Source organism: Undibacterium sp. KW1 (genome assembly GCF_009937955.1).
In the GTDB taxonomy this organism is placed as follows: Bacteria; Pseudomonadota; Gammaproteobacteria; order Burkholderiales; family Burkholderiaceae_D; genus Undibacterium.
On sequence record NZ_AP018439.1, the window covers coordinates 426659 to 449240 of the forward strand.

The following is a 22582-nucleotide window of genomic DNA, read 5'->3' on the forward strand; positions in this document are numbered from 1 at the left end:
TGAACATAAGCTTGTAACGCAATTCACGGGTTTTGTCATGCAGCTAATAAAAGTGGAGAGCCTTCCATTAGCATACCTAAGTCCTTAAGAGGTGTGGCAAATTGCTGATTTTTCAAGAGCAGCACCAGATAAGCCATTGCATTTGCATGCAAAAAGAGGCAATTTAGTCTAAAGTGTCGGGGTGTTCATTAAAAAGGTTGAGCGTTGGATAATTTATTGTTGGTGCTGGCTGCCCTGTTACTGGTCTTGTTAAATGGCTTTTTCGTGGCAGCAGAATTCGGTCTGGTGAAGTTGCGTCAGACCAGGGTGCGCAGTATTGCAAAAACCTCAGGTTTGCGTGGCCGCCTCTTATTCACGGTGCATCAACACCTGGATACCTATTTATCCGCCTGTCAGCTTGGTATTACCCTGGCATCCCTGGGCTTGGGCTGGATAGGCGAACCTGCCTTTGCACGCCTGCTGCATCCCCTGTTTATTCTTGCTGGTATCACTTCAGAAGAACTGATACACGGTGTCTCTTTCTTTTTTGCATTCTTCGTTATTTCCTTCCTGCATATCGTGGTCGGTGAGCTTGCGCCCAAATCCATGGCGATACGCATGCCTGAGCGCGTCTCTTTGTGGACAGCGCCAGCTCTGTATGCATTTTACTGGGCCATGTACCCTGCCATCTGGACCCTGAACTTCAGTTCCAACAAGGTCTTGAAATGGATAGGCCTGAGTGCCGAACATGGGGGGATGCTCATTACTCACCTGAAGAACTCAAGCTCATCCTGCGCGGCAGCCACGGCGGCAAGAAAGAAACCCGCGATGAGTGGAGCATCATGGCCCAGGTGCTGGACTTTGGCGGCCTTGAGATTTCTGACCTCATGCGCCCCATCAATGAAGTCGTGGCCATGTACAAAGGCGTCAGCCTCGAAGAAAACATGCAGACTGCCGCGCGTAACCGCTTCAGCCGTTACCCTTATTTTGATGAGGATGAAGAAACCGTGCTGGGCATGCTTCACCTCAAAGACCTGTTCCTCGCGCAGCAGGCTGGCAAGCCGCTGGATGATTTGAGCAAGCATTTGCGCCAGGTTGAGTTTGTGCCCCCGACCATGCCTGCGCTGGAATTGTTCCGCCGCTTCCGCAAGGGCGCGCCGCACTTCGCCATCGTCGGCGTGCGTGGCAGCAAGCCCGTCGGCTTTTTGACACTGGATAATCTGCTGAGTGCCCTGGTTGGCCAGATACGCGATGAATTCCGCCAGAATGAAAATGACTGGACGACCCTGGACGATGGTACCCTGATAGGCAAGGGCAGCCTGCCCCTGTTCACACTGGGCAGCGCCCTTGGTTTTGATGTCGATAGCGATGAAGTTGAATCCATAGGCGGCCTGATCATGCACAAGCTTGGTGATTTGCCGGTGGAAGGGCAAAAAGTCGAATTTGACCGTTTTGATGCCGTCGTCAAGAAAATGAACGGGCCCCGTATCATTCTGGTAAGGATACATCCCAAATCCTGAGAACAGGGCATTTCAAGTTGTTGAGCCAATGGCACCACAATGTTGCCCGCTGTCAATAACTTGTTAATTCTCTTGTCATTGTTGTATTTTGACTATTAACCCCATTTCACCTGCTTGTCCTTCACGTTAGAATGATTACCCGTCAAAGTTGATTTCCTGTCTTAATTGTATTGGCTCACTGAGGCAAAAATGCAATGACATCGCACAACAGCTTATCCATCTACTCTCGTAGCTTTTGGCTTACGCTGTTGGTATTTGCCGTTTTTGGCGCAAGTTTTTTTTTGTACGTCGAGTCAGAAAGAGAAATTGATCGCGCTAATGAAACGCGTTTCAATTCCCATGGCTTGATGGAAGAATTGCGGCAGTCCTCGGATGATTTGACGCGTATGGTGCGCAGCTATGTCGCGACAGGCGATACAGCCTACAAAAAAAATTATTACCACGTACTGGCGGTACGAAATGGCAAGTCTTCCCGGCCGGCGATAGGCAAGCCGCTATACTGGGATCTGATGGCCACCCAGATAGTCGACAAGACTCCCAATGGTGGTGCCATCCAAGACTTTGCAGCAGGCAAGAAGATTGCCTTCTTTGATCTGTTGCGCCAGGCTGGCTTTTCTGAGCACGAATACAAGGTGCTTTTGCAGGCTAAGCAAGGTGCGGACAATTTGGTTCTGGTTGAACTTGATGTGATGCGGCAATTAGAAACTACTGGCCCTCGCTTTGATGAGATTCGGGATCGTCTGATACGGCAACTGCACGGCAAGGAATACATAGAAGCGAAGACCAGTATCATGAGTTTGATCGATACCGCGCATGATCTTATGGATGAAAGGACGCTGCGGCTGGTCAAGGAAGCAGAAGCCAATTCCATTCGCCTTCGCCTTGTCTTCATTTTGTTTGGTGTACTACTGCTTGGCCTTTTATGGCGTGCCTATCGCGCCTTGCATTACACGCTTGGGGCCTCACTCAATGACGTCCATGCAAGTCTTGTCAAGCTGGGAAGCGGTGATTTCAAGCAGGCAATCAGCTTTAATGCAGGCATGTCTGAAAGTATCATGGGATGGTTGTCGGTGACACAGTCTCGCCTGGCTCAGCTTGAAGACCAGAAGCTGATTGAAGCTGCAAAAAATCAGAGGATAAGCCAACTGTACAATGCCTTGAGCCAATGCAATCAAAGTATTTTGCGCATTACCAACGAGGAAGACTTGCTGCCTGGCATTTGTGCCGATGCAGTCGAAATTGGTGGTCTCAAAATGGCCTGGGTAGGTATTTTTGACGCGGATGCAAATGTGATCAGGCCAAGTGCCTCATACGGTGCCGGCATTGAATACCTTGAGAATCTGGAAATAGACATCTCTCCCTTCAACGAGGAAGATCTTGGGCCGAGCGCTCTTGCCTTTATCAACAGACGTCCCGAGTGGTGTCAACAATTCCAGTCTGATCCACGAACAAAAAAATGGCATGACCGTGGGCTTCAGTATGGCTGGAAATCGTCTGCTGCTCTTCCGCTTTTCATGAATAAAGCTGTAATAGGCACCCTCAACATCTACAGTGAGAACGAGAACGCATTTGACGATGTCGTGAAAGACTTGTTGATAGAGTTTTCCATTAATGTTAGCCACGTATTGAATCGGTTCAGGCTGGAGAAAGATCAGCGACATGCTCTGCTGATGGAGGAGTTGCGTAGTTATCTGCTTGAGCGGATTACCTTCCCTCAAAGACTGGATGAATTGTTGACCGAGGTTGTGCTCAAGATCGAAGCCTTGTTGCCAGGATGTATCTGCTCGATCTTGTTACTTGGCAATGAAGGGCGGTATATTAAAACCGGTGCTGCACCGAGCCTCCCTGATTTTTATGTAGACGCGATCAATGGGCTGGAAATTGGTCCTGGCATTGGTTCCTGTGGTAATGCAATGTTTACGGGCCAAAGAACGATTGCGCGAGATCTTTCTACTCACCCGTTCTGGGTGCAATTCTGGCCATTGGCAAATCAGGCTGGCCTAAAAGCCTGCTGGTCACAACCTATCCTATCTTCGGGTAAAAAGGTCATTGGTGCATTTGCGATTTACCACAAATTTCCGTCAGAGCCAGACGGTTTTTCCTTGAACCTGCTGGAGATGGCAGCACATCTGATCGCAATAGGTATTGAACGTAAGCAGTCAGAAGACAGCCTGCGCCAGTTGTCACAGGCGGTTGAACAAAGCTCCAACGCCATCGTAATTACAGACAGTCAGGTCAATATCGAATATGCTAATACCTGCTATTTAAGAAACGCGGGCAAGGAATTAGCCGAGGTGATAGGACGAAACCCGAGCATTATGCATTCTGGTAAGACTGCGCCGGAAGTGTATGAAGAAATGTGGCGACAACTACAGCGGGGTGAAAGCTGGAAAGGTGAACTCATTAACCTTTATGCGGATGGACAGGAACATACAGACCTCGCGCATATTTCACCGATCAGGAATGCGTCAGGGGTGGTCACGCATTTTCTCGCCATCCAGGAAGATATCAGCGATAAAAAGCGTACTGAAGAGCGAATTAAATATCTGGCGCACTACGATTCGTTAACTGGGTTGCCTAACCGCGCCCTGCTTGATGAGCTTGCACGATATGCGCTGAGCCTCGCGGATCGCAGTCATGATCCACTTGCCGTCATTTTCTTCGATCTTGACCACTTCAAGGATATTAATGATAGCCTCGGGCACAGTGTAGGTGACATTATGCTGGTCGAATTGTCAAAACGACTGGTCGCTGCCATGCGCGAGAATGACACCATCTCGCGCCTGGGTGGGGACGAATTTATTTTGCTATTGACGGGAGTGGACGAACATAAGGTCGAGCAAGTAGTGCAAAAACTCATGCGCGCGGTGAACGCGCCTTTCCGTATTGGCGAATATGATTTAAACGTAACTGCATCCATGGGCATCGCAATCTATCCTAACGATGGTCATGATTTAGAGACCTTGTCGCGCAATGCCGATGCTGCGATGTACAGGGCCAAGCGTGAGGGCCGTAATTCCTACCGCTTCTTTACCCAGGAAATGCAGGAGCGCTCGACCCGTCACCTGGAGCTGGTGAATGCCTTGCGGCAGGCGCTGGAGAAGCAGCAATTCCAGTTGCATTTCCAACCGCAACTCTCGATGCAAACCGGTCATGTGCTGGGTGCCGAGGCGTTGCTGCGCTGGCACCATCCTGTACTGGGGCATGTCTCGCCCGCGGAATTTATCCCGGTCGCAGAAGACAGCGGCTTGATTTTACCCATAGGTGAATGGGTCTTGCGTACAGCCGCAAAACAATGGAAGCAATGGCAGGCCAGTGGCTTGCCGGATTTACTGATTGCGGTAAACCTGTCAGCTGTCCAGTTCCGCCATCATGATTTGCCCGCGCTGGTGACACGCATATTGCAAGAGGCAGACATGCCGCCTGCATGCCTGGAACTGGAATTGACAGAAGGCGTGGCCATGCATGATCCGCAAGGGGCCATTGCCGTCATGAACAATCTGCATGAACGTGGCATACGCATGTCCATTGATGATTTTGGTACTGGCTATTCCTCACTCAGCTATCTGAAAAAATTCAAGGTCTATAAGCTCAAGATAGACCAGAGTTTTGTGCGCGATATCACCAGCGACCCGGAAGACCGGGCTATCGTCAGCGCCGTCATCAGCATGGCCAAGAGCCTGGGCCTGATGACCATAGCCGAAGGTGTGGAAACTGCAGAACAACTGGAATTTTTGCGGCAACAGCAATGTGAAGAAGTGCAGGGTTATTATTATTCACGTCCTTTGCCCGCAGATGAGTTTGCAGCGTTCTTCAGGAATAGTCTGACATAATTTGAATCATGACAAGCTGGTGTTGATTTGATCTTGACAGCTTTAGTCGCCAAAACAGATGCCTATGTCCCGGCCTGTCTGCAAAGTATCACTATCCATGGGCACGGCTTTCATGCGGCCAGCCACTTCTTCCAGTGCCACATAATTCACGTTGGGAAAAGCCAGTGCGACCATGATGCCAGAATGGCCTTCATCCAGGGCACGCACGGCAGCGGCACCAAAGCGCATGGCTGACAAGCGGTCGAAGGCAGTAGGGCTGCCGCCACGTAAAAGGTGGCCCAGGACGACGGCACGAGCTTCTTTTCCTGTCAGTTGCTGCAGCTCATGCGCCAGTTGCTCTCCCACCCCTCCCAGCCGCTCTACATAACCATTACCGGCCGTAGCCTGCACGAGGTGCTGGCCGCCGACAGGCAAAGCTCCTTCGGCTGCCAGTACGATGGAATAGTGGCGGCCATTTGCATCACGCTGGCGTATCATCGCTGCTATTTTTTGTATGTCATACGGTATTTCCGGTATGACGATCGCATGTGCGTTGGCAGCAATGCCAGCGTGCAGCGCTATCCAGCCGGCATAGCGTCCCATCACTTCTACCACCATGATGCGCTGGTGGCTTTCTGCAGTACTGTGCAGGCGATCTACGCATTCAGTCGCGAACGAGACGGCAGTGTCAAAGCCAAAAGTGGTAAAAGTCTTGTCAAGATCATTGTCTATGGTCTTGGGTACACCCACTACACGCAGGCCTTGCAGGTGCAGGGCATTGGCAATCGTCAGTGTGCCATCACCACCTATGCAGACCAGGGCATCAATATCCATTTTTTTCAGGTAATCATGGATATCTGCACTGCGGTCGATTTCGTGCACACTGCCATCAGGCATGGTAGTGGCAAAGCGCAGCGGGTTACCATGATTGGTGGTGCCCAGTATGGTGCCGCCCAGATGCCCTATCCCGCGTACCTGATCTACAGTCAGGCGGGTCACGCCGTTATGCGGGTAACGCTCAGGCAACAGGATGCCGTTGAATCCTTCACGTATGCCATAGCATTCCCAGCCGCGCTGGGCCGCAGCCAGTACTACTGAACGTATGACTGCATTCAAACCTGGTGCGTCGCCGCCACCTGTACTGATGGCGATGCGCTTGATACTTGCCGTCATGTTTAGCCTGTCAAAAAAAGGTTTTTCTGCAGTTAATTGTAGGGGATGTATTCAATCCCGTGTGAAATTTGTCCTATCACCTGGGCAGTGTTTTCTGTGCTTTCGCTGAAACTGGCCAAGATGTCCGGACGCGTTATGCCCGCAGAAATACGGCCATTCCAGTAATCAAAACCTGCCTGGTCAGGGGTGCGGTGCAACACATTGTTGTACAGCGCCGTCAGGAAGGTATTGTCAGAATATTGGCGCCATACATTTGCTTGAATTCAGCCGAATTGACGAAGCCTGCTGCCACATGATTGAGGTTTTCTGCACCCTTGTCGAGCTGGCCTATCCAGTAACCGAGGCCGGCCTTGTCAGGCGTACGGTTAAATGCTGCCTGGTACAGGCGATAAGCCTGGCCTGCGTTGCCATCCAGGTCCAGGGCGATCATCTTGTCCGGAAACTGTATTCTCTCTATATTGCTGAGCTTGCTGACCTGGCTGGTGATATTCATGCCCTTCTGAGTCACCGTCAGGGAAAAGTCATTGCCAGTTTTGTCGATGGAAAAAGCACTGGCAGAGACATTGGTGAAGAGTGTGTCAAAACCTGCGCCGCCGTCAAAATTGTCATTGCCCAGACCATACACAAAAGTCTCGTTGCCTGTCGTACCTGTCCAGTTATCATTGCCCATCAATAATTTACCGAGGCGCTGGTCAAGAGGCAGGTTCAGGTCTGAAGCCTGGATCTGATAATTGATGCCGGTAATGCTCAACTGATCCGTGCCATTCGCGCCCGTCGTCGTGAACGAAGTGATGGTGCCGCTGGTAGGCATGACGGTATTCGGGTCCTGATATACAAGATTGATGCCTGTCCATTCTATGGTGGTCGACAGGCCCTTGTAGTAACCGCCATTCGGGCCGGTAGAAATATTGCTGGAAGGTTCGGTCGTGTACGTGATGAGCATGCCACACTGGGTTACTTTGATACTCGCCATGTGTATCCTGTCAGGTATTGTGAAGAGAAATTCATGCAATATTTGTATTGCATAAGAATAAATACTCTACTTCAAAAAAATTGACATTAATGCATTGCAACAAATTGATACAGAATCATGGCGAAGTATGCTTCAAAGCCCGTTCACCGGGATTTTGAGGTAGTGGACACCATTCGATTCAGCCGCTGGCATTGCCCCTGCCCGTATGTTGACTTGTATGGCCGGGATCAGCAGGTAGGGCATTTCCAGTCCGGCATCCCGCTTGCCCCGCATTGCCACAAAATCTGCTTCAGCGATGCCGTCGCGCACATGGATATTGCTGGCCTTCTGGCTGGCGACTGTGGTTTGCGTACAGACTTCACGGCCCGCAGGTGGATAGTCGTGGCACAGGAACAGCCGGGTCTCGGGCGGGAAGGACAGGAGTTTTTGTATGGAGTGATATAACTGGCTGGCATCACCGCCAGGAAAATCACAACGTGCAGTTCCCACATCTGGCATGAACATGGTATCGCCAACAAAAATGGCATCACCAATAAGGTAGGCCACATCAGCCGCGGTGTGGCCGGGAACATACAGCGCCTGTGCAGCTAACTGGCCTATGGAGAATTTTGCATCTGCAGCAAACAGCACATCGAATTGCGTGCCATTGACAGGAAATTCCTGTTCAAGATTGAACAGGGTCTTGAAGGTCTTTTGTACTTGAGTGATTTTTTCGCCTATCGCAATCTGTCCGCCAGCCTTTTTTTTCAGGTACTGTGCCCCCGATAAATGATCGGCGTGGGCATGGGTCTCCAGCAGCCACTGCAGTTGCAAGTTATTAGTCGCCAGAAATGCCAGCACCTGATCGGCAGATTTTGTGGTGGTACGCCCTGACTTGGGTTCGTAATTCAGTACCGGGTCTATCACTGCTGCCTGGCCACCGGGCGCATCAAATACGATGTGGGTGGCAGTGCAGGTTTGCGTATCAAAGTAACTTTGTACTGTAGGGTTCATGATGAGCTCGCTCATGGCGAAGAGATGAGTTCTGGGATGATAGCAAAAATGCTGTTGAATTTGACATCTGATGTACTTGTGCAGGATCAAGCCTGGTTTCAGACTCGACGCGAGAACATGACAGGAATACACTAGCGGGTGTTTTTATCCAGACTTTCAATATGTTGATCTCTGCAGCAGAACTTGTCGTGGTGCTTATCGGTGCCCTGGTTGGCCTTATCATGGGCCTGACCGGGGCCGGTGGCGGCATACTGGCGGTGCCCGCGCTGGTGTATACCCAGGGCTTCAGCATGCAGCAGGCCATGCCTGTGGCCTTGCTGGCCGTCAGTAGCGCAGCCCTCATAGGCGCGATAGAAGGCCTCATGCGCAAGTTGGTGCGTTACCGTGCTGCCATCCTGATGGCAGTGGCTGGCAGCTTGCCTACCCTGCTTGGCGTGCAGGTCGCCCATCGGATGTCCCAGCAATGGCTGATGCTGGCGTTCGCCCTGATACTGGGTGTGGTGGCGGTGAGGTTGATAGTGCAATTGCGTTCGCCTGAATGTGATGATGCGCAGCGTGCCGCCATGGCGCGTATCAATGCCAGTACTGGCCGCTTTGAATGGTCATTCAAGACCGGTGCCGTGATCGCTGGCATAGGCGCAGTATCCGGTTTCATGACAGGCTTGCTGGGTGTGGGTGGTGGCTTTGTCATCGTCCCCATGCTCAGGCATTACACCAATGCCAGCATGCATGTGGCGGTGGCGACTTCACTGCTGGTCGTCAGCATAGTCGGTACGATGGGAGTAGGGTCTGCCTTGCTGAGTGGTACCCATTTGCCAGCTTTGCTGTCAGCCATGTTTGTTGCGACTACGGTAGGTGGCATGTTGCTGGCAAGACGCATCGCCTTGCAGTTGCCAGCAAAAAAAGTACAGATGATCTTCGTTGCTTTGCTCTTGTGTGTTGCAGCGAGCCTGGTTTATCGTGCTGTGGCCTAGTTGAGGTTGCGGCTGGCATTCGTCATGTTCGCACCATTCAGTATCGCTGCCTGTGATTCCAGTTGCCGTGCAACATTGCCGCAGACCAGGTCGCACAGTGCATAGATAGACTCATCAGCGATATGGTAATACACCGAAGTACCACGGCCTTCGCGAGCTACCAGGCCATGCTTGGCCAAGGTGGACAGGTGGCGTGAGACATTGGCCTGCGAGCAGGAGCAACGCTCGGCCAGTTCACCTACATTGTGTTCTTTTTCGCGCAGGCAATTCAGTATGCGCAAACGGGTAGGCTCAGCCAGCGCCGAAAAATAATGGGCAATCTGTATCAAAGCCTGATCAGATAATCCGTCCATGACAGTCAATGTGGTAGTGAGAATGTTTCTATCATACCCCGAGTTTGCAAGATTGGACACGCTTAATTTACTATTTGCGTAATTGCGCAAATAAGCATATTATGTTTTCGTTTAACACTTAATGAGCATCTGCAAAAACCTGCTAAATCGCTAAATCTATTAAACTATGGCCACCCAAAACTTCCGTTCGCATCATCTGAAGCAAGTAGTTACTGCTATTTTTGCACTATTTTTTCTGGCTGACGTCATGGCGGCTGAACTGGTGGTGGCAGAGGTTAGGGCTGGCAACACTGGCGGCATGATCACCGCCGATGGTGTGGTAGAAGCTGTCAGGCAGACGGTGATCGCCGCCCAGATATCAGGTGCCATTACAGAATTGCCGGCAAAAGCGGCTGGCAGCATGAAGGCCGGGCAAGTGCTGGCCCGTATCGATGGCCGCGCTGCCAGCCAGCAGGCCAATGCCAGCCAGGCCCAGGTTGAAGCGGCGCGGGCAGAACTGCAACTGGCCAGCAAAGACTTCGAGCGCCAAAAGCAGCTGTTTGCCCGGCAATACATCAGCCAGGCGCAACTCGACAGGGCAGAGGCCCAGTTCAAATCTTCCAGCGCTGCTGCCCATGCGCAAATTGCAGGGGCTGGCGCGGTACAGACGCAGGCGGGCTTCTATGCATTGACTGCCCCTTATGCTGGACGCATAGCTGATGTCTATGTCAGTCAGGGAGATATGGTCACACCGGGCAAAGCCCTGATGACAGTGTTTGACCCAGCCGCGTTGCGTGTGACGGCAAGCTTGCCGGAGGCAAGCATCGCTCGGCTGCTACAGGGCCAAACGGTCACGATAGAGATACCTGCTTTGCCAGCTGCGCAACGCATAGTCAGGCTTGATAAATTCACTGTCTTGCCAGTGACTGACGCCAGCACCCATACCGTGCAATTGCGCTTTGAGCTTCCCGCGATCAATAATATGAATGGGCTTGCACCCGGCATGTTTGCGCGTTTGCAATTGCCTGTTCATACACAGGACAAGGGCGATGCTGCCCGCCTGTATGTACCAGCCAGTGCCATCATCCGGCGGGCAGAATTGTGGGCTGTTTATGTCGTCGGTCCGCAGGGCAAGCCCCTGCTCAGGCAAATCAAGCCCGGCCCGCTTATGGGTAATGAGCAGGAGGTGCTCACAGGTGTCACAGCGGGTGAAAAAGTACTGCTCCACCCTTTGACGACAATGGCGGCACGCTGAGGACCGGCCATGAACACATTGGGACACTCTGGCCGCATCGCCCGGTTTTTTCAGACTGCACAAATCACACCCTTGCTGGCACTGGTCGCCTTTTTGCTTGGCATCTTTGCCATCTTCGTCACTCCCCGTGAAGAGGAACCGCAAATCAATGTGACCATGGCGAATGTGCTGATCCCTTTTCCGGGTGCCTCGGTCAGGCAGGTAGAACAGCAAGTGGCGATACCGGCAGAACAACTGCTGAGCCAGATCGCCAATGTAGAACATGTGACGTCGGTATCGCGCCCCGGCATGGCCATCATGACAGTGCAATTTCAGGTGGGAGTTCCACGTACGGAGGCACTGGTGCGCCTGTATGACCTGGTGCACAGCAAGCGCGACTGGTTGCCTGCCAGCCTGGGCGTGCAGGAAGCCATTGTCAAACCCAAAGGCATAGAGGATGTGCCCATCATCGCACTTACCTTATGGAGCAAGAATCCGCAAAGCGCAGCCTATGATCTGGAAAGGGTTGCCCATGGCATGGAGGCTGAACTCAAACGTGTCAAAGGCACGCGTGACATCAGCACTATTGGTGGCCCCGGACGCGCCATCAATATTGAACTCGACCCTGCCAGGCTGGCAGCGAATGGCCTGACCGTGGCAGATCTGCAAAGCAGCCTGCAAGCGGTCAACCTGGGTTTGCCTGCCGGTGAGCTGACGCGTGCTAACCATAGCATTGCCATTGATGCCGGCCCCTTCCTGCAGGATGCACGCGCTGTATCAGAGGTGGTGGTCGGTGTCAGGGCTGGCAAGCCTGTCTTCATGGAGGATGTGGCAAAAGTAAGCGATGGCGCTTTGCCAGCCAGCGCATATGTCTGGCATGGTCAGACGGGCAAAGGCGCGGCTGAATATCCGGCTGTCACCATCGCCATCAGCAAGCAGACTGGCCAGAATGCAGTCGCCGTTGCCGATGCTGTCAAACAGCGGGTAGCAGAATTGCGCAATACCCTGATACCCGCCGATGTGGAAGTCAGCATGACGCGCAATTACGGCCAGACTGCAGATGACAAGGCCAAAAAACTCATACAGAAATTATTGTTTGCTACCGCCTCGGTCGTGGCCCTGGTCTTCATTGCACTGGGGCGGCGCGAAGCAGCCATCGTTGGTACGGCCGTGATACTAACCCTGACAGTGACACTGTTTGCCTCCTGGGCCTGGGGTTTTACGCTGAACCGGGTATCCCTGTTCGCCCTGATTTTTTCCATAGGCATACTCGTCGATGATGCCATCGTCGTCGTTGAAAACATACACAGGCACCAGACACTGTTCCCGGATCAATCACTGACAGACATCATACCTGCTGCCGTCGATGAGGTCGGCGGCCCCACCATACTCGCGACCCTGACGGTGATTGCAGCGCTCCTGCCCATGGCTTTTGTCAGCGGCCTGATGGGGCCTTATATGAGCCCGATACCCATCAATGCCAGCATGGGCATGCTGTTGTCGCTGGCGATTGCCTTCATCGTCACACCTTGGCTGGCACGCATCTGGATGAAACCGGGCCATGGCAAGCACGAGAGCAAAGTGCAGAAAAAAATAGCTAACATTTTTGCCCGGATATTTAGGCCCTTCCTTGACGAACGTAAAGGAAGGGTGAATGGCTGGAAGCTGACGCTGGCTATCTTTGCATTGATCGCCATGTCCATTGTTTTGCCAGTGCTCGGTTGGGTGCAGTTGAAGATGCTGCCGTTTGATAACAAGTCAGAATTCCAGATCGTTGTCGATATGCCTGCGGGTAGCCCGGTAGAAAAAACAGCAGCAGTCTTGCGCGAACTCGGTGCCTATTTGTCGCAAGTGCCGGAGGTGGCTGACTACCAGGCCTACGCAGGAGCTGCCGCGCCCATCAATTTCAATGGCCTGGTGCGTCAATACTATTTACGTACAGGTGGTGAGGTCGGTGACTTGCAGGTGAACCTGGTTGACAAGCATCACCGCAGCGAGCAGAGCCATGCCATCGCCAGTCGCTTGCGTCCGGCACTCCAGCAAATTGGCCAGCGCTTTTCAGCCAATGTAAAAATAGTGGAAGTGCCACCTGGCCCGCCCGTGCAGGCAGCCATCGTCGCAGAAATTTATGGTCCAACAGAAGAAGGCCGGCAGCAGGTAGCGAAAGCAGTGCGTGCCGTTTTCAACAAGACCGGCGGTGTAGTCGATGTTGATGACAGCAGTATCGTCAATGCGCCACGCAAGGTCTTGCTGGTAGACCAGCGCAAGGCTGCAAGCCTGGGCATCAGCCAGGCTGCTATCGTCACTACCCTGCGTGCCGGTTTGCACGGTGACGCTGCGAGCTATCTGCATGATGAGAGCAGGTATGCGACTGCGATACAGCTACAATTGCCAGTCCGCGAACAAGGCAGTCTCGACAGTTTGCTGAACCTGAATGTCAGGTCAGCACAGGGCAAGCTGGTGCCCCTGCGTGAACTGGTGACTATCTCGGACACTGTGCGTGAACAGCCGGTGTTTCATAAGGACGGTCTGGCGGTTAATTATGTGACTGCCGACATGGCCGGTGCGACCGACAGCCCGCTGTACGGCATGTTTGCCATGCGCGGTGAACTGGCAAAAATCATTGCCCCCGATGGTGGCAAACTCCAGGAATTTTTTATCCAGGCCCCGTCTGATCCCTACCGTGGATACAGCCTGAAATGGGATGGTGAATGGCAGATCACGTATGAAACTTTTCGTGACATGGGCGCAGCTTATGCCGTGGGTCTGGTACTCATTTATCTGCTGGTTGTGGCGCAGTTTGGCTCTTACCTGACGCCCTTGATCATCATGGCACCGATACCGCTGACCATCATAGGCGTCATGCCTGGCCACGCTTTGCTGGGGGCACAATATACTGCGACGAGCATGATAGGCATGATTGCCCTGGCTGGCATCATCGTCAGGAATTCTATCTTGCTGGTGGATTTTATCCGGCTGCAATTGTCGGCTGGCATGGCATTCCGTGAGGCGGTTGTCAGTTCTGCCATCACCAGGGCGCAGCCGATAGTCCTGACAGGTTTTGCTGCCATGCTCGGTGCCTTCTTCATTCTCGACGATCCCATCTTCAATGGCCTGGCGATCTCGCTGATTTTCGGCATCCTGGTATCGACCCTGCTGACCCTCGTAGTGATACCGCTGTTGTATTACCGCGCTTATAAAAATCACCCTGATTTTCAACAAGGAGTTTCATCATGACTAGCTGGCAAATCGTTCGTATCGTTGCAGGTTGCTTTATTCTACTTAGCCTGGCGCTTGGCATGCCCGGTAGCCCCCTGTTTGTTGATCAATGGTGGCTGGCTTTCACCGCTTTTGTCGGAGCAAACCTGTTGCAGAGCGGCATCACTAAATGGTGCTTGATGGAAAGTATATTGCGCAAGCTGGGTGTGCGGGCGGGCAACTGAAAGATATTCTGCCTAACCCTTGATGAAAAAATTAATGCGTGAATGGGGCGACGCCAACAAGTCGCTCTGACGCCGCCCGGCGTTCTTGCGCCTGCCCTGCAATTTGCGGGTATTCAACAAGATAGCCTGCTGCTTTTCACGACGGTCTGCACTGCGCCGGTCGTCGGTCTGGCGACGATCAATTTCTGGCCAGGTGGCTTCTTCACCGGCACCTTTGCCATCTTGTAGTTGCCCCTGTGTAACAGGGCGGCGCTGCTGGCTGCTGGCGTGCGGCATTTCTGCGGCTTGCTCAAAGATGCGGAATACTTTTAAGGGGAACATGACATAAGTGCGAAAAATAAGGCTGTTCGCACTTAGAACGGTAAAATTGCCTAAAACTTTAGCAAGCCCGTTTTTGCAGGCTTGCCAAACTGGAAGATAATTTCAGATGGGGAATGTTTGCTGCCACTCACACCTTTAACTGGAATGGTGTGAAATTCGTATCCTTGTCATAGTAATCTTCATTTTCCTTGCGCTTGAGGAACGCGACTACCTTATAAGTCACCGGTGTCATGATGACTTCCCAGCTGGTTTTCAGCACATATTGCGCGACCATAACGGTGATCAACTGACTGTCTGACCAGATGCCATAAAAGGCAATCACATAAAACAGGCTGGAATCAACAAACTCGCCACATATCGTCGAGCCTATGGTGCGCATCCACAAATGCCGGCCTTCCATCGCGACTTTCATCTTGGCCAGCACATAGCTGTTCACAAAGCTGCCACACCAGAATGCTGTGACCGAACCCAGGATAATTCTTGGAGTATTACCAAATACTGCCGCCAGATGGGTCTGGTATTCGGTATTGAATGGGTCCGCTGCCGGTGTCAGCGCCAGCACAACCACCGACATGATGGCTGCAAACAGTACTGCACCAAAGCCTGCCCAGATCACGCGGCGGTCGCGTCCATAACCATAAACTTCGGTGAGCACATCGCCAAAAATATACGAGATAGGGAAAAACAAGACGCCAGCGCCAAACGTCACTGTACCCAGGACAGGCAAAGTCACCTGTGCAGCCTTGGCCGCGCCTATCAGGTTAGAGCACAATAAGACCGTGACAAAGGCTGCCATCACAAAATCGTAATATTTATAACTGCCAAGTGGTCGTGTCATGTGATTGATCCTGGAATATTGCTAGAGTTTTTCTATCCGCAAGCATGTCATGGGCATCAGGCATATTCGACATCCGGGGCAAGCTTGTCAACCTTGAATCAGATTTTTGTTGAAAAAAAACTTTGATTTGCGCAGACTCGTGCATGAACAGATCTGCAACAAAGTTCAGCGCCTTTTGCTGCGTTTTGCAAATCGGCATTTGCTACAATGAATCTATCTCAGTTTTAAAGTGTTTCCATGTGCGCAGCCCCAATCACCGTTGATGTTCCCGTTGAACAATTATGTATAGGCTTGTATGTGCATCTTGACATGTCCTGGCTTGAACATTCGTTCGCGCTCAATAGTTTCAAGATCAAGAGCCAGGATGAGATCACGGCGATCAGGCATCTGGGTCTGAAAACCATCAGGGTCAACCCGGCCAAATCAGATAACCGCCCTTTGCCACCGCCGCCCAAAACGGCGGAGGTGGCCGAGCCTGAAACGGTCATGACACCGAGCCCGGAAGAGCTGGCCTTGATAGCAGAAAAAAAATCGCGCGTAGAGAGGCTGATCAGGGAACGCAATGCCATCGCCCAGTGCGAAAAGCAATTGTTGAAGGCAGCCAGTACGCTCAAGAATATTACCCGTAACCTGTTTTCACGCCCACAGGAATCGGTACGCGAAGCTGAGCAACTGGTGCAGCAAATGCTGGATTCTTTACTCGTTGATAAAGACATTGCCATTCATCTCATGAATGACAAGATAGTCGGTGAAGAAGCCTATTATCATTCGCTCAATGTCGCCGTACTGACCATGATGCTGGCAAAGGAATTGGCCTTTTCCGAAGACGACATCCTGCAACTCGGCATGGGTTGCATGTTTCACGACATAGGCAAGATAGAAATTCCTGACCGCATCGTCAACAAGAGCTTTGCGCTGACCAAGGCTGAGCAAAACCTCTTGCAGATGCACAGCCATTATGGCCAGCAGATAGGCGAGAAACTGAACCTGCCAAAAGGCGTCATCGACATCATCGCGCAGCATCATGAAATGGCCGATGGCAGTGGTTATCCACAACAACTGAAGGCAGAACGCATTTCGCCGCTGGCACGCATCGTTGCCATCACCAATACCTATGACAACCTGTGCAATAAACCCAACCCGGCTGATTCCCTGAGTCCGTATGAAGCCATGTCCTATATGTTTGCCAACCAGCGCAAGCAATTCGACGCTGCAGCCCTGAACCTGTTCATACGCTGCATGGGGGTTTATCCGCCAGGTACCATCGTCAAACTCAGCGACGGCACCCTGGGCATGGTGGTGGCAGTCAATTCCGGCAAACCGCTGCGCCCCAGCGTATTGATCTATGACCCCAGTGTTCCCAAGTCCGAAGCCATCATCCTTGACCTGATACACGAGCCCATACTCGACATCACCGCCAGCCTCAAGCCCGGCCAGCTGGCACCGGAAGTGTATGACTACCTGAGTCCACGCAAGCGCATGACTTATTTCTTTGATACGCAAAAGGCAGAAAATCAGAAGCGCCCATAAATATACCGGGCTTAACTGGCTTGCCGCGGCAATGAGGCAATCAGATCGGCAAAGCGCTGCCCCTGTATCATGATATGACCGCGCAATAAATTTGCGGTCAGTTCTGCCTCACCCTGCAAGATCGCTTGTACTACCTGATCATGTTCATTATAGGAATTGGCAACACGGTCACGCACACGCAGTTGCAGGCGGCGGTAAGGGCGCAGGCGGCGGTGCAAATTCATTGCCTGCTTCTCCAGAAAATCATTGTGACTGCCGCGATAAATCAGGTAGTGAAACACTTCATTCTTGTAAAAATATTCGTCCGGGTCTTCGGCATCACGCGCCTCTTTGCAGGCTTCATGGGCAGTTTGTAAATCTGCCTGTTCCTGTTTCGACATGCGGCGTGCGGCCATGCGCCCGCACATGGCTTCAAACTCTGCCATCACCTCAAACATTTCCACCAGTTGCTGCGGGCTGATAGTCGCTACCTGGGCACCGCGCCGTGGCCGCATTTCTATGATGCCCATCGATGCCAGTTGTATTAATGCCTCACGTATCGGCGTGCGCGATACGCCAAAGCGCTCGGCCAGCTCGGTTTCATCGAGATGATGGCCAGGCTGCAGTTGTCCTGTTGCTATCAATTCTTCGATTTCTTCCCGCAGGCTTGCTGATCGGTTTTTCATTTTTCTTATGCATCTGAATAATTTGTAAGCCTAGTATATATTCAAGTTGACTTTGAATGCAAAATAGTCGATCTTGTATACAAGAATTTTAATAAAGCATACAAGGCAATGTTTTTCGCGGGATATGCAAAGATCATAGGCAGGGCAAAACCTTGTCAAAAAGAGATGTCTCATCTATAAAACCTTAGGAGCAATCATGTCGCAACAGAAGAGAAGAACAGTCTTGCAAGCTTTAAGTCTGGCACCGTTGGCGGCGGCATGGTCGCCATTGACTGCATGGGCACAAAATACAACGTTGAAAATTTCGCATCAATTTCCTGGCGGCACGCTGGAAGAAGGCGACTTTCGCGACCGCCTCTGTCGCATGTTTGCCGCAGAAGTACAAAAGCGCAGCAATGGCAGCCTGAAGTTTGAAATCTATCCCGGCTCTTCACTGATGAAGACCAATGCGCAATTTTCATCCATGCGCAAGGGCGCACTCGATTTGTCACTGGTACCTTTGTCGTATGCAGGTGGTGAAGTGCCAGAAGTAAATATAGGCCTCATGCCCGGCCTGGTGCCGTCGTATGAGGTCGGTGCCGCATGGAAGAATGCCGAAGTCGGCAAGGAACTCAATAAGCTCTTGCTGGACAAGGGCATCGTGGTGGTCAGCTGGATATGGCAGGCCGGTGGTGTGGCATCGCGTACCAAGGCGGTGGTTGATCCTGATGATGTCAAAGGCATGAAGATACGCGGCGGTTCGCGTGAAGTCGATCTGGTGTTGAAAGCCGCTGGTGCTGCCGTGGTATCGCTGCCGTCGAATGAAATTTATGCGGCAATGCAGACGGGGGCGATGGAAGCCGCCATGACTTCGTCGACTTCGCTGATCTCTTTCCGCCTCGAAGAGGTGTCCAAATTCCTGACCAGTGGCCGTGGTCAAAGTTACTGGTATATGTTTGAACCCTTGATGATGTCAAAAGCGATTTTTGACAAGCTGACCAAAGACCAGCAAAACACCATCATGACCGTGGGTGCTGAGCTCGAAGCTTTTGCCATCAAGGCTGCCAAGCAGGATGATATTGCCGTCGCCACTGTCTATGAAAAGAAAGGTGCCAAGGTCGTAGATCTGAATGCAGCCACCGTCAAGAAGTGGCAGGCAATCGCCCGCACCACGGCCTGGAAAGATTATGCCGACAAAAATGAAAACTGCGCCAAATTGCTGAAACTGGCGGAGAAACTATTATGAGCCATGGCTTTGAAATAGCAGCTCCTAAAGGGCCGCCTGTTCCAGACCATCCCTTCGTTGCGCGGATGGCAAAAGCACTGGAATGGGTGAACAAAGTTATCGTGCGCATCTCCATGTTTGCCATGTTGCTGACGGCCTTCATCCTCACTTATTCTGTCGTCACACGTTATCTGTTCAAGATACCGACAGACTGGCAGGATGAGGCTTCAGTCTTCATGCTGATAGGCGTGACCTTTTTTTCCGCAGCTTACGTGCAGTCTTATCGTGGTCACATAGGCATAGAGGTCTTGTCATCCATCTTGCCGCCAGCAGTCAACCGCTTCCGTCTGTTGCTGGTGGATATCATCAGTGCGACGTTTTGCCTGTTTTTTTCCTGGAAATCGTGGACGCTGTTTCATGAAGCCTGGGTCGATGGACAAACAACTTCTTCGACATTCGCACCGCCCTTGTGGATACCCTATGCCATGATGGCGGCTGGTATGACCCTGTTGTCACTGCAAATCCTGGTACAGATACTGGCTGCCGCCACCAATACAAGCAGCAAAGGGAGGACAGTATGAGTCCGCTTACCCTCGGCGTCTTATATGGCATTGTCACCCTGGTCGTGATGTTTTCCGGCATGCCGATCGCCTTTGCTTTGGGCGTAGTGGCCACCGGCTTCATGTACTTTTTCATGCCCGCTGCTTCACTCGATACCATTACCCAGAACGTCTATGAAGAAATGGCATCGATCACCTTGTTGTCGATACCGCTGTTCATTTTAAAAGGTGCAGCGATAGGCAAATCACCTGCCGGACGTGACCTTTACTCTGCCATCCATGCCTGGTTGCACAAGGTGCCTGGTGGTCTGGGTATCGCCAATGTCTTTGCCTGCGCAATGTTTGCTGCCATGGCTGGTTCTTCGCCTGCGACTTGCTCGGCCATCGGTTCTGCTGGTATCCCTGAAATGCGCAGGCGTGGTTATTCGCCCGGTTTTGCGGCAGGCATCATCGCTGCCGGTGGCACTCTGGGTATTTTGTTGCCGCCATCGATTACCATGATCCTGTATGCAGTTGCCGCTGAACAGTCTTTGGGGCGCTTGTTTTTGGCTGGAATAGGACCTGGCATTTTGCTGGTGATTTTATTCTCTGGCTATGCTGTCTACAGGGCTCGTCGTGAGTATGCGATTGCGTATAAGGCTTATGAACAGGGTGGTGTCAAATCAGCTTATCTGGAAGAAGAGCATTTCAGCTTGGCACAAAAAGTCGAGATGCTGCCACGTGTGTTGCCCTTCGTCATCCTGCTTATCGGTGTCATGGTGGCCTTGTATGGTGGTTATGCAACACCGTCTGAAACGGCAGGCCTCGGTGCCTTGCTGGCCATGGTGCTCATCGCTGTCGTGTATGGCGTCTGGCGACCAAAAGATATCTCGCCCTTCATCACCTCGACGATTAAAGAATCAACGATGCTGCTATTCATCATCGGCATGTCGCTGCTCTATTCTTATGTCATGAGTTACCTGCACATCAGCCAGTCGGCGGCGCAATGGGTGGTCGATCTGCACCTCAGTAAATGGATGTTGCTGACAGTGATCTTGCTGATGGTGGTGGTATTTGGTTTCTTCCTGCCACCGGTATCGATTATCCTGATGATGTGTCCCATCATCCTGCCGCCCTTGAAGGTAGCTGGTTTTGACCTGATCTGGTTTGGCGTGGTCATGACCATCGTCATGGAGATGGGCCTGATACATCCACCCGTGGGTTTGAATATTTTTGTCATCAAGAATATCGCGCCAGATATACCCTTGAAGGATATCGTCTGGGGTGTCATGCCTTTTCTGTTACTGATGCTGGTGGCGGTGATTTTATTATGCGTATTCCCGCACATCGCCACCGCATTTCCTGATGCCTTGATGGGAGCAAAATAATGACCGCAGCAGGTCGCTGGAATACCCTGCAAACCAACCGCCAGCAGCGCCTGCAAAGGGCAGCTGCAGTGTTGGGCAATGATTTGCAGGGCAAACTATTTCCGCAGCAGCGCATAGGCGACTGCCTGCATGCGGTACTGGAAACAGGCGACCGGGTTTGCCTGGAAGGGAATAACCAGAAGCAGGCAGATTTTTTGGCCAAGGCACTGACCAGACTGGATGCGGCACGCGTGCATGATTTGCACATGCTGCTGTCCGTGCTGGCCCTGCCTGAACATCTGGATGTATTTGACAAGGGCATTGCCAGCAAGCTGGATTTTTCTTTTTCGGGCCCGCAGGCAGCACGCCTGGCCAAACTTGCCTCGGCAGGCAAATTGAATATCGGTGCCATCCATACTTATCTGGAATTGTATGCGCGCTATTTCGTCGATCTGACACCGCGCGTGGCCCTGGTGGCTGCGCAGTCGGCAGACCGCGCAGGCAATTTATATACCGGCCCCAATACTGAAGACACACCGACGATAGTTGAAGCTACGGCATTCAAGTCCGGCATCGTGATTGCACAGGTCAATGAAATAGTCGATGTCTTGCCGCGTGTTGATATCCCGGCTGGCTGGGTAGATTTTGTCGTGCAGGCACCGACGCCGCATTACATAGAACCGCTGTTCACCCGTGACCCGGCCTTGATCTCCGAGATACAGGTCTTGATGGCGATGATGGCCATCAAGGGCATCTATGCAGAATATGAAGTCAAGCGTCTCAACCACGGCATAGGCTTTGATACTGCCGCCATAGAATTGCTCTTGCCCACCTATGCAGCATCTCTGGGGCTGAAAGGCAAGATCGCCAGCCACTGGGCGCTGAACCCGCATCCGGCCCTGATACCCGCGATAGAAGCGGGTTTTGTAGAATCCGTACATTCCTTTGGTTCTGAACTGGGTATGGAAGACTATATCCGTGCCCGGCCCGATGTCTTCTTTGTCGGTGCTGACGGTTCCATGCGTAGCAACCGCGCACTCTCGCAAGCTGCAGGGCATTATGCATGCGACATGTTCATAGGCTCCACCCTGCAAATCGATTTGCAGGGCAATTCATCGACTGCCACCCTGGGTCGCATTGCTGGGTTTGGTGGCGCGCCGAATATGGGTGCTGATGCACGTGGCCGTCGTCATGCCAGCCCGGCTTGGCTAAAAGCTGGCCGCGAAGCGCGTGCGGGCAGCAATCAGATACCACGTGGACAAAAACTGGTGGTGCAGATGGTCGAGACTTTTCGCGAACACATGCAACCCGCCTTTGTAGAAAAACTCGATGCATGGCAATTGGCTGAACAAGCGAAGATGGCGATACCACCAGTAATGATTTATGGTGATGATGTCACCCATATCCTGACTGAAGAAGGCATTGCCAATCTGCTCCTGTGCCGCAGTGAAGAGGAGCGCGAACAAGCGATACGCGGTGTCGCAGGTTACACACCAGTCGGACTGGCACGCGACAAACGCATGGTAGAGAACTTGCGTGACCGCGGCATTATCAAACGCGCAGAAGAGCTGGGCATAGACAAGCGCATGGCCACACGTGATTTGCTGGCCGCAAAGAATATGAAAGACCTGGTGCGCGCATCGGGTGGTTTATATCAACCGCCCAAGCGTTTCAGGAACTGGTAA

At 52.2% G+C, this 22582-nt stretch carries 18 protein-coding genes and 1 pseudogene; 11 read left to right on the plus strand and 8 right to left on the minus strand.

The window, feature by feature from the left end; genetic code table 11:
- Positions 1-204: 204 nt before the first annotated feature.
- A pseudogene (locus tag UNDKW_RS01930) lies at positions 205-1499 on the plus strand (hemolysin family protein).
- A gap of 194 nt (positions 1500-1693) precedes the next feature.
- Positions 1694-5332 (plus strand): EAL domain-containing protein, encoded by a 3639-nt coding sequence (locus UNDKW_RS01935; protein ID WP_162057370.1) that lies wholly within the window; start codon positions 1694-1696, stop codon positions 5330-5332.
- Between the two features lie 42 nt (positions 5333-5374).
- On the opposite strand, the gene UNDKW_RS01940 is transcribed toward UNDKW_RS01935, so the two are convergent.
- The 4 genes from UNDKW_RS01940 to UNDKW_RS01955 form a co-directional block, all read right to left on the minus strand.
- A complete protein-coding gene (locus UNDKW_RS01940) occupies positions 5375-6484 on the minus strand; it encodes a 6-phosphofructokinase (RefSeq protein WP_162057371.1) in 1110 nt (369 codons plus the stop codon).
- Between the two features lie 32 nt (positions 6485-6516).
- The gene (locus UNDKW_RS31025; protein ID WP_370529068.1) at positions 6517-6684 is read right to left on the minus strand and encodes a DUF4214 domain-containing protein; all 168 of its coding nucleotides are present in this window, start codon (positions 6682-6684) and stop codon (positions 6517-6519) included.
- Positions 6685-6701: 17 nt separating this feature from the next.
- Positions 6702-7457, minus strand: a complete 756-nt coding sequence (locus tag UNDKW_RS01950) for a DUF4214 domain-containing protein (protein ID WP_162057372.1) — start codon at positions 7455-7457, stop codon at positions 6702-6704.
- A gap of 132 nt (positions 7458-7589) precedes the next feature.
- On the minus strand, positions 7590-8450 hold the full coding sequence (locus UNDKW_RS01955; RefSeq protein ID WP_162061729.1) for an MBL fold metallo-hydrolase: 861 nt from the start codon (positions 8448-8450) through the stop codon (positions 7590-7592).
- 161 nt (positions 8451-8611) lie between these two features.
- Between UNDKW_RS01955 and UNDKW_RS01960 the strand changes: the two genes are divergently transcribed.
- Positions 8612-9424 (plus strand): sulfite exporter TauE/SafE family protein, encoded by an 813-nt coding sequence (locus UNDKW_RS01960; RefSeq protein WP_162057373.1) that lies wholly within the window; start codon positions 8612-8614, stop codon positions 9422-9424.
- Here the strand turns inward: UNDKW_RS01960 and UNDKW_RS01965 are convergent.
- Positions 9421-9777, minus strand: coding sequence for a helix-turn-helix transcriptional regulator (locus UNDKW_RS01965; RefSeq protein ID WP_162039498.1), 357 nt, complete (start codon positions 9775-9777; stop codon positions 9421-9423). The genes UNDKW_RS01960 and UNDKW_RS01965 overlap by 4 nt on opposite strands.
- Positions 9778-9943: 166 nt before the next feature.
- On the opposite strand from UNDKW_RS01965, the gene UNDKW_RS01970 reads away from it, so the two are divergent.
- The 3 genes from UNDKW_RS01970 to UNDKW_RS01980 are packed head-to-tail and all read left to right on the plus strand — an operon-like array spanning position 9944 to position 14433.
- On the plus strand, positions 9944-11011 hold the full coding sequence (locus UNDKW_RS01970; protein WP_162057374.1) for an efflux RND transporter periplasmic adaptor subunit: 1068 nt from the start codon (positions 9944-9946) through the stop codon (positions 11009-11011).
- Between the two features lie 9 nt (positions 11012-11020).
- Complete coding sequence (locus UNDKW_RS01975; protein WP_162057375.1) at positions 11021-14227, plus strand: efflux RND transporter permease subunit; 3207 nt, start codon at positions 11021-11023, stop codon at positions 14225-14227.
- Positions 14224-14433, plus strand: a complete 210-nt coding sequence (locus UNDKW_RS01980; RefSeq protein ID WP_162057376.1) for a DUF2892 domain-containing protein — start codon at positions 14224-14226, stop codon at positions 14431-14433. Before UNDKW_RS01975 ends, UNDKW_RS01980 begins: the two co-directional genes overlap by 4 nt.
- Before the next feature lie 12 nt (positions 14434-14445).
- On the opposite strand, the gene UNDKW_RS01985 is transcribed toward UNDKW_RS01980, so the two are convergent.
- Both UNDKW_RS01985 and UNDKW_RS01990 read right to left on the minus strand, forming a co-directional pair.
- Positions 14446-14754: a hypothetical protein gene (locus tag UNDKW_RS01985; RefSeq protein WP_162057377.1), complete on the minus strand. Its 309-nt coding sequence runs from the start codon at positions 14752-14754 to the stop codon at positions 14446-14448.
- A gap of 127 nt (positions 14755-14881) precedes the next feature.
- Entirely contained in the window at positions 14882-15592 is a 711-nt protein-coding gene (locus UNDKW_RS01990) for a queuosine precursor transporter (RefSeq protein ID WP_162057378.1), read from the minus strand.
- A gap of 237 nt (positions 15593-15829) precedes the next feature.
- Between UNDKW_RS01990 and UNDKW_RS01995 the strand changes: the two genes are divergently transcribed.
- The gene (locus UNDKW_RS01995; RefSeq protein WP_162057379.1) at positions 15830-17122 is read left to right on the plus strand and encodes an HD-GYP domain-containing protein; all 1293 of its coding nucleotides are present in this window, start codon (positions 15830-15832) and stop codon (positions 17120-17122) included.
- Positions 17123-17133: 11 nt separating this feature from the next.
- On the opposite strand, the gene UNDKW_RS02000 is transcribed toward UNDKW_RS01995, so the two are convergent.
- Positions 17134-17787: a GntR family transcriptional regulator gene (locus UNDKW_RS02000; RefSeq protein WP_370529069.1), complete on the minus strand. Its 654-nt coding sequence runs from the start codon at positions 17785-17787 to the stop codon at positions 17134-17136.
- Between the two features lie 196 nt (positions 17788-17983).
- Between UNDKW_RS02000 and dctP the strand changes: the two genes are divergently transcribed.
- From dctP to mdcA, 4 genes are read left to right on the plus strand one after another with little or no spacing between them, the layout of a single operon-like run.
- On the plus strand, positions 17984-19012 hold the full coding sequence (gene dctP / locus UNDKW_RS02005) for a TRAP transporter substrate-binding protein DctP (protein WP_162057380.1): 1029 nt from the start codon (positions 17984-17986) through the stop codon (positions 19010-19012).
- Positions 19009-19572 (plus strand): TRAP transporter small permease, encoded by a 564-nt coding sequence (locus UNDKW_RS02010; protein WP_162057381.1) that lies wholly within the window; start codon positions 19009-19011, stop codon positions 19570-19572. The genes dctP and UNDKW_RS02010 overlap by 4 nt, the downstream gene beginning before the upstream one ends.
- A complete protein-coding gene (locus tag UNDKW_RS02015) occupies positions 19569-20918 on the plus strand; it encodes a TRAP transporter large permease (RefSeq protein WP_162057382.1) in 1350 nt (449 codons plus the stop codon). Before UNDKW_RS02010 ends, UNDKW_RS02015 begins: the two co-directional genes overlap by 4 nt.
- On the plus strand, positions 20918-22582 hold the full coding sequence (gene mdcA, locus UNDKW_RS02020; RefSeq protein WP_162057383.1) for a malonate decarboxylase subunit alpha: 1665 nt from the start codon (positions 20918-20920) through the stop codon (positions 22580-22582). The genes UNDKW_RS02015 and mdcA overlap by 1 nt, the downstream gene beginning before the upstream one ends.

Coding starts and splice junctions, on each gene's coding strand:
- UNDKW_RS01965 (WP_162039498.1), bottom strand. CDS start 9,777: ATGGACGGATTATCTGATCAGGCTTTGATACAGATTGCCCATTATTTT.
- UNDKW_RS01995 (WP_162057379.1), top strand. CDS start 15,830: ATGTGCGCAGCCCCAATCACCGTTGATGTTCCCGTTGAACAATTATGT.
- UNDKW_RS01975 (WP_162057375.1), top strand. CDS start 11,021: ATGAACACATTGGGACACTCTGGCCGCATCGCCCGGTTTTTTCAGACT.
- UNDKW_RS02000 (WP_370529069.1), bottom strand. CDS start 17,787: ATGAAAAACCGATCAGCAAGCCTGCGGGAAGAAATCGAAGAATTGATA.
- mdcA (WP_162057383.1), top strand. CDS start 20,918: ATGACCGCAGCAGGTCGCTGGAATACCCTGCAAACCAACCGCCAGCAG.
- UNDKW_RS02015 (WP_162057382.1), top strand. CDS start 19,569: ATGAGTCCGCTTACCCTCGGCGTCTTATATGGCATTGTCACCCTGGTC.
- dctP (WP_162057380.1), top strand. CDS start 17,984: ATGTCGCAACAGAAGAGAAGAACAGTCTTGCAAGCTTTAAGTCTGGCA.
- UNDKW_RS01980 (WP_162057376.1), top strand. CDS start 14,224: ATGACTAGCTGGCAAATCGTTCGTATCGTTGCAGGTTGCTTTATTCTA.
- UNDKW_RS01970 (WP_162057374.1), top strand. CDS start 9,944: ATGGCCACCCAAAACTTCCGTTCGCATCATCTGAAGCAAGTAGTTACT.
- UNDKW_RS01960 (WP_162057373.1), top strand. CDS start 8,612: ATGTTGATCTCTGCAGCAGAACTTGTCGTGGTGCTTATCGGTGCCCTG.
- UNDKW_RS01955 (WP_162061729.1), bottom strand. CDS start 8,450: ATGAACCCTACAGTACAAAGTTACTTTGATACGCAAACCTGCACTGCC.
- UNDKW_RS02010 (WP_162057381.1), top strand. CDS start 19,009: ATGAGCCATGGCTTTGAAATAGCAGCTCCTAAAGGGCCGCCTGTTCCA.
- UNDKW_RS01935 (WP_162057370.1), top strand. CDS start 1,694: ATGACATCGCACAACAGCTTATCCATCTACTCTCGTAGCTTTTGGCTT.
- UNDKW_RS01940 (WP_162057371.1), bottom strand. CDS start 6,484: ATGACGGCAAGTATCAAGCGCATCGCCATCAGTACAGGTGGCGGCGAC.
- UNDKW_RS01950 (WP_162057372.1), bottom strand. CDS start 7,457: ATGGCGAGTATCAAAGTAACCCAGTGTGGCATGCTCATCACGTACACG.
- UNDKW_RS01985 (WP_162057377.1), bottom strand. CDS start 14,754: ATGTTCCCCTTAAAAGTATTCCGCATCTTTGAGCAAGCCGCAGAAATG.
- UNDKW_RS01990 (WP_162057378.1), bottom strand. CDS start 15,592: ATGACACGACCACTTGGCAGTTATAAATATTACGATTTTGTGATGGCA.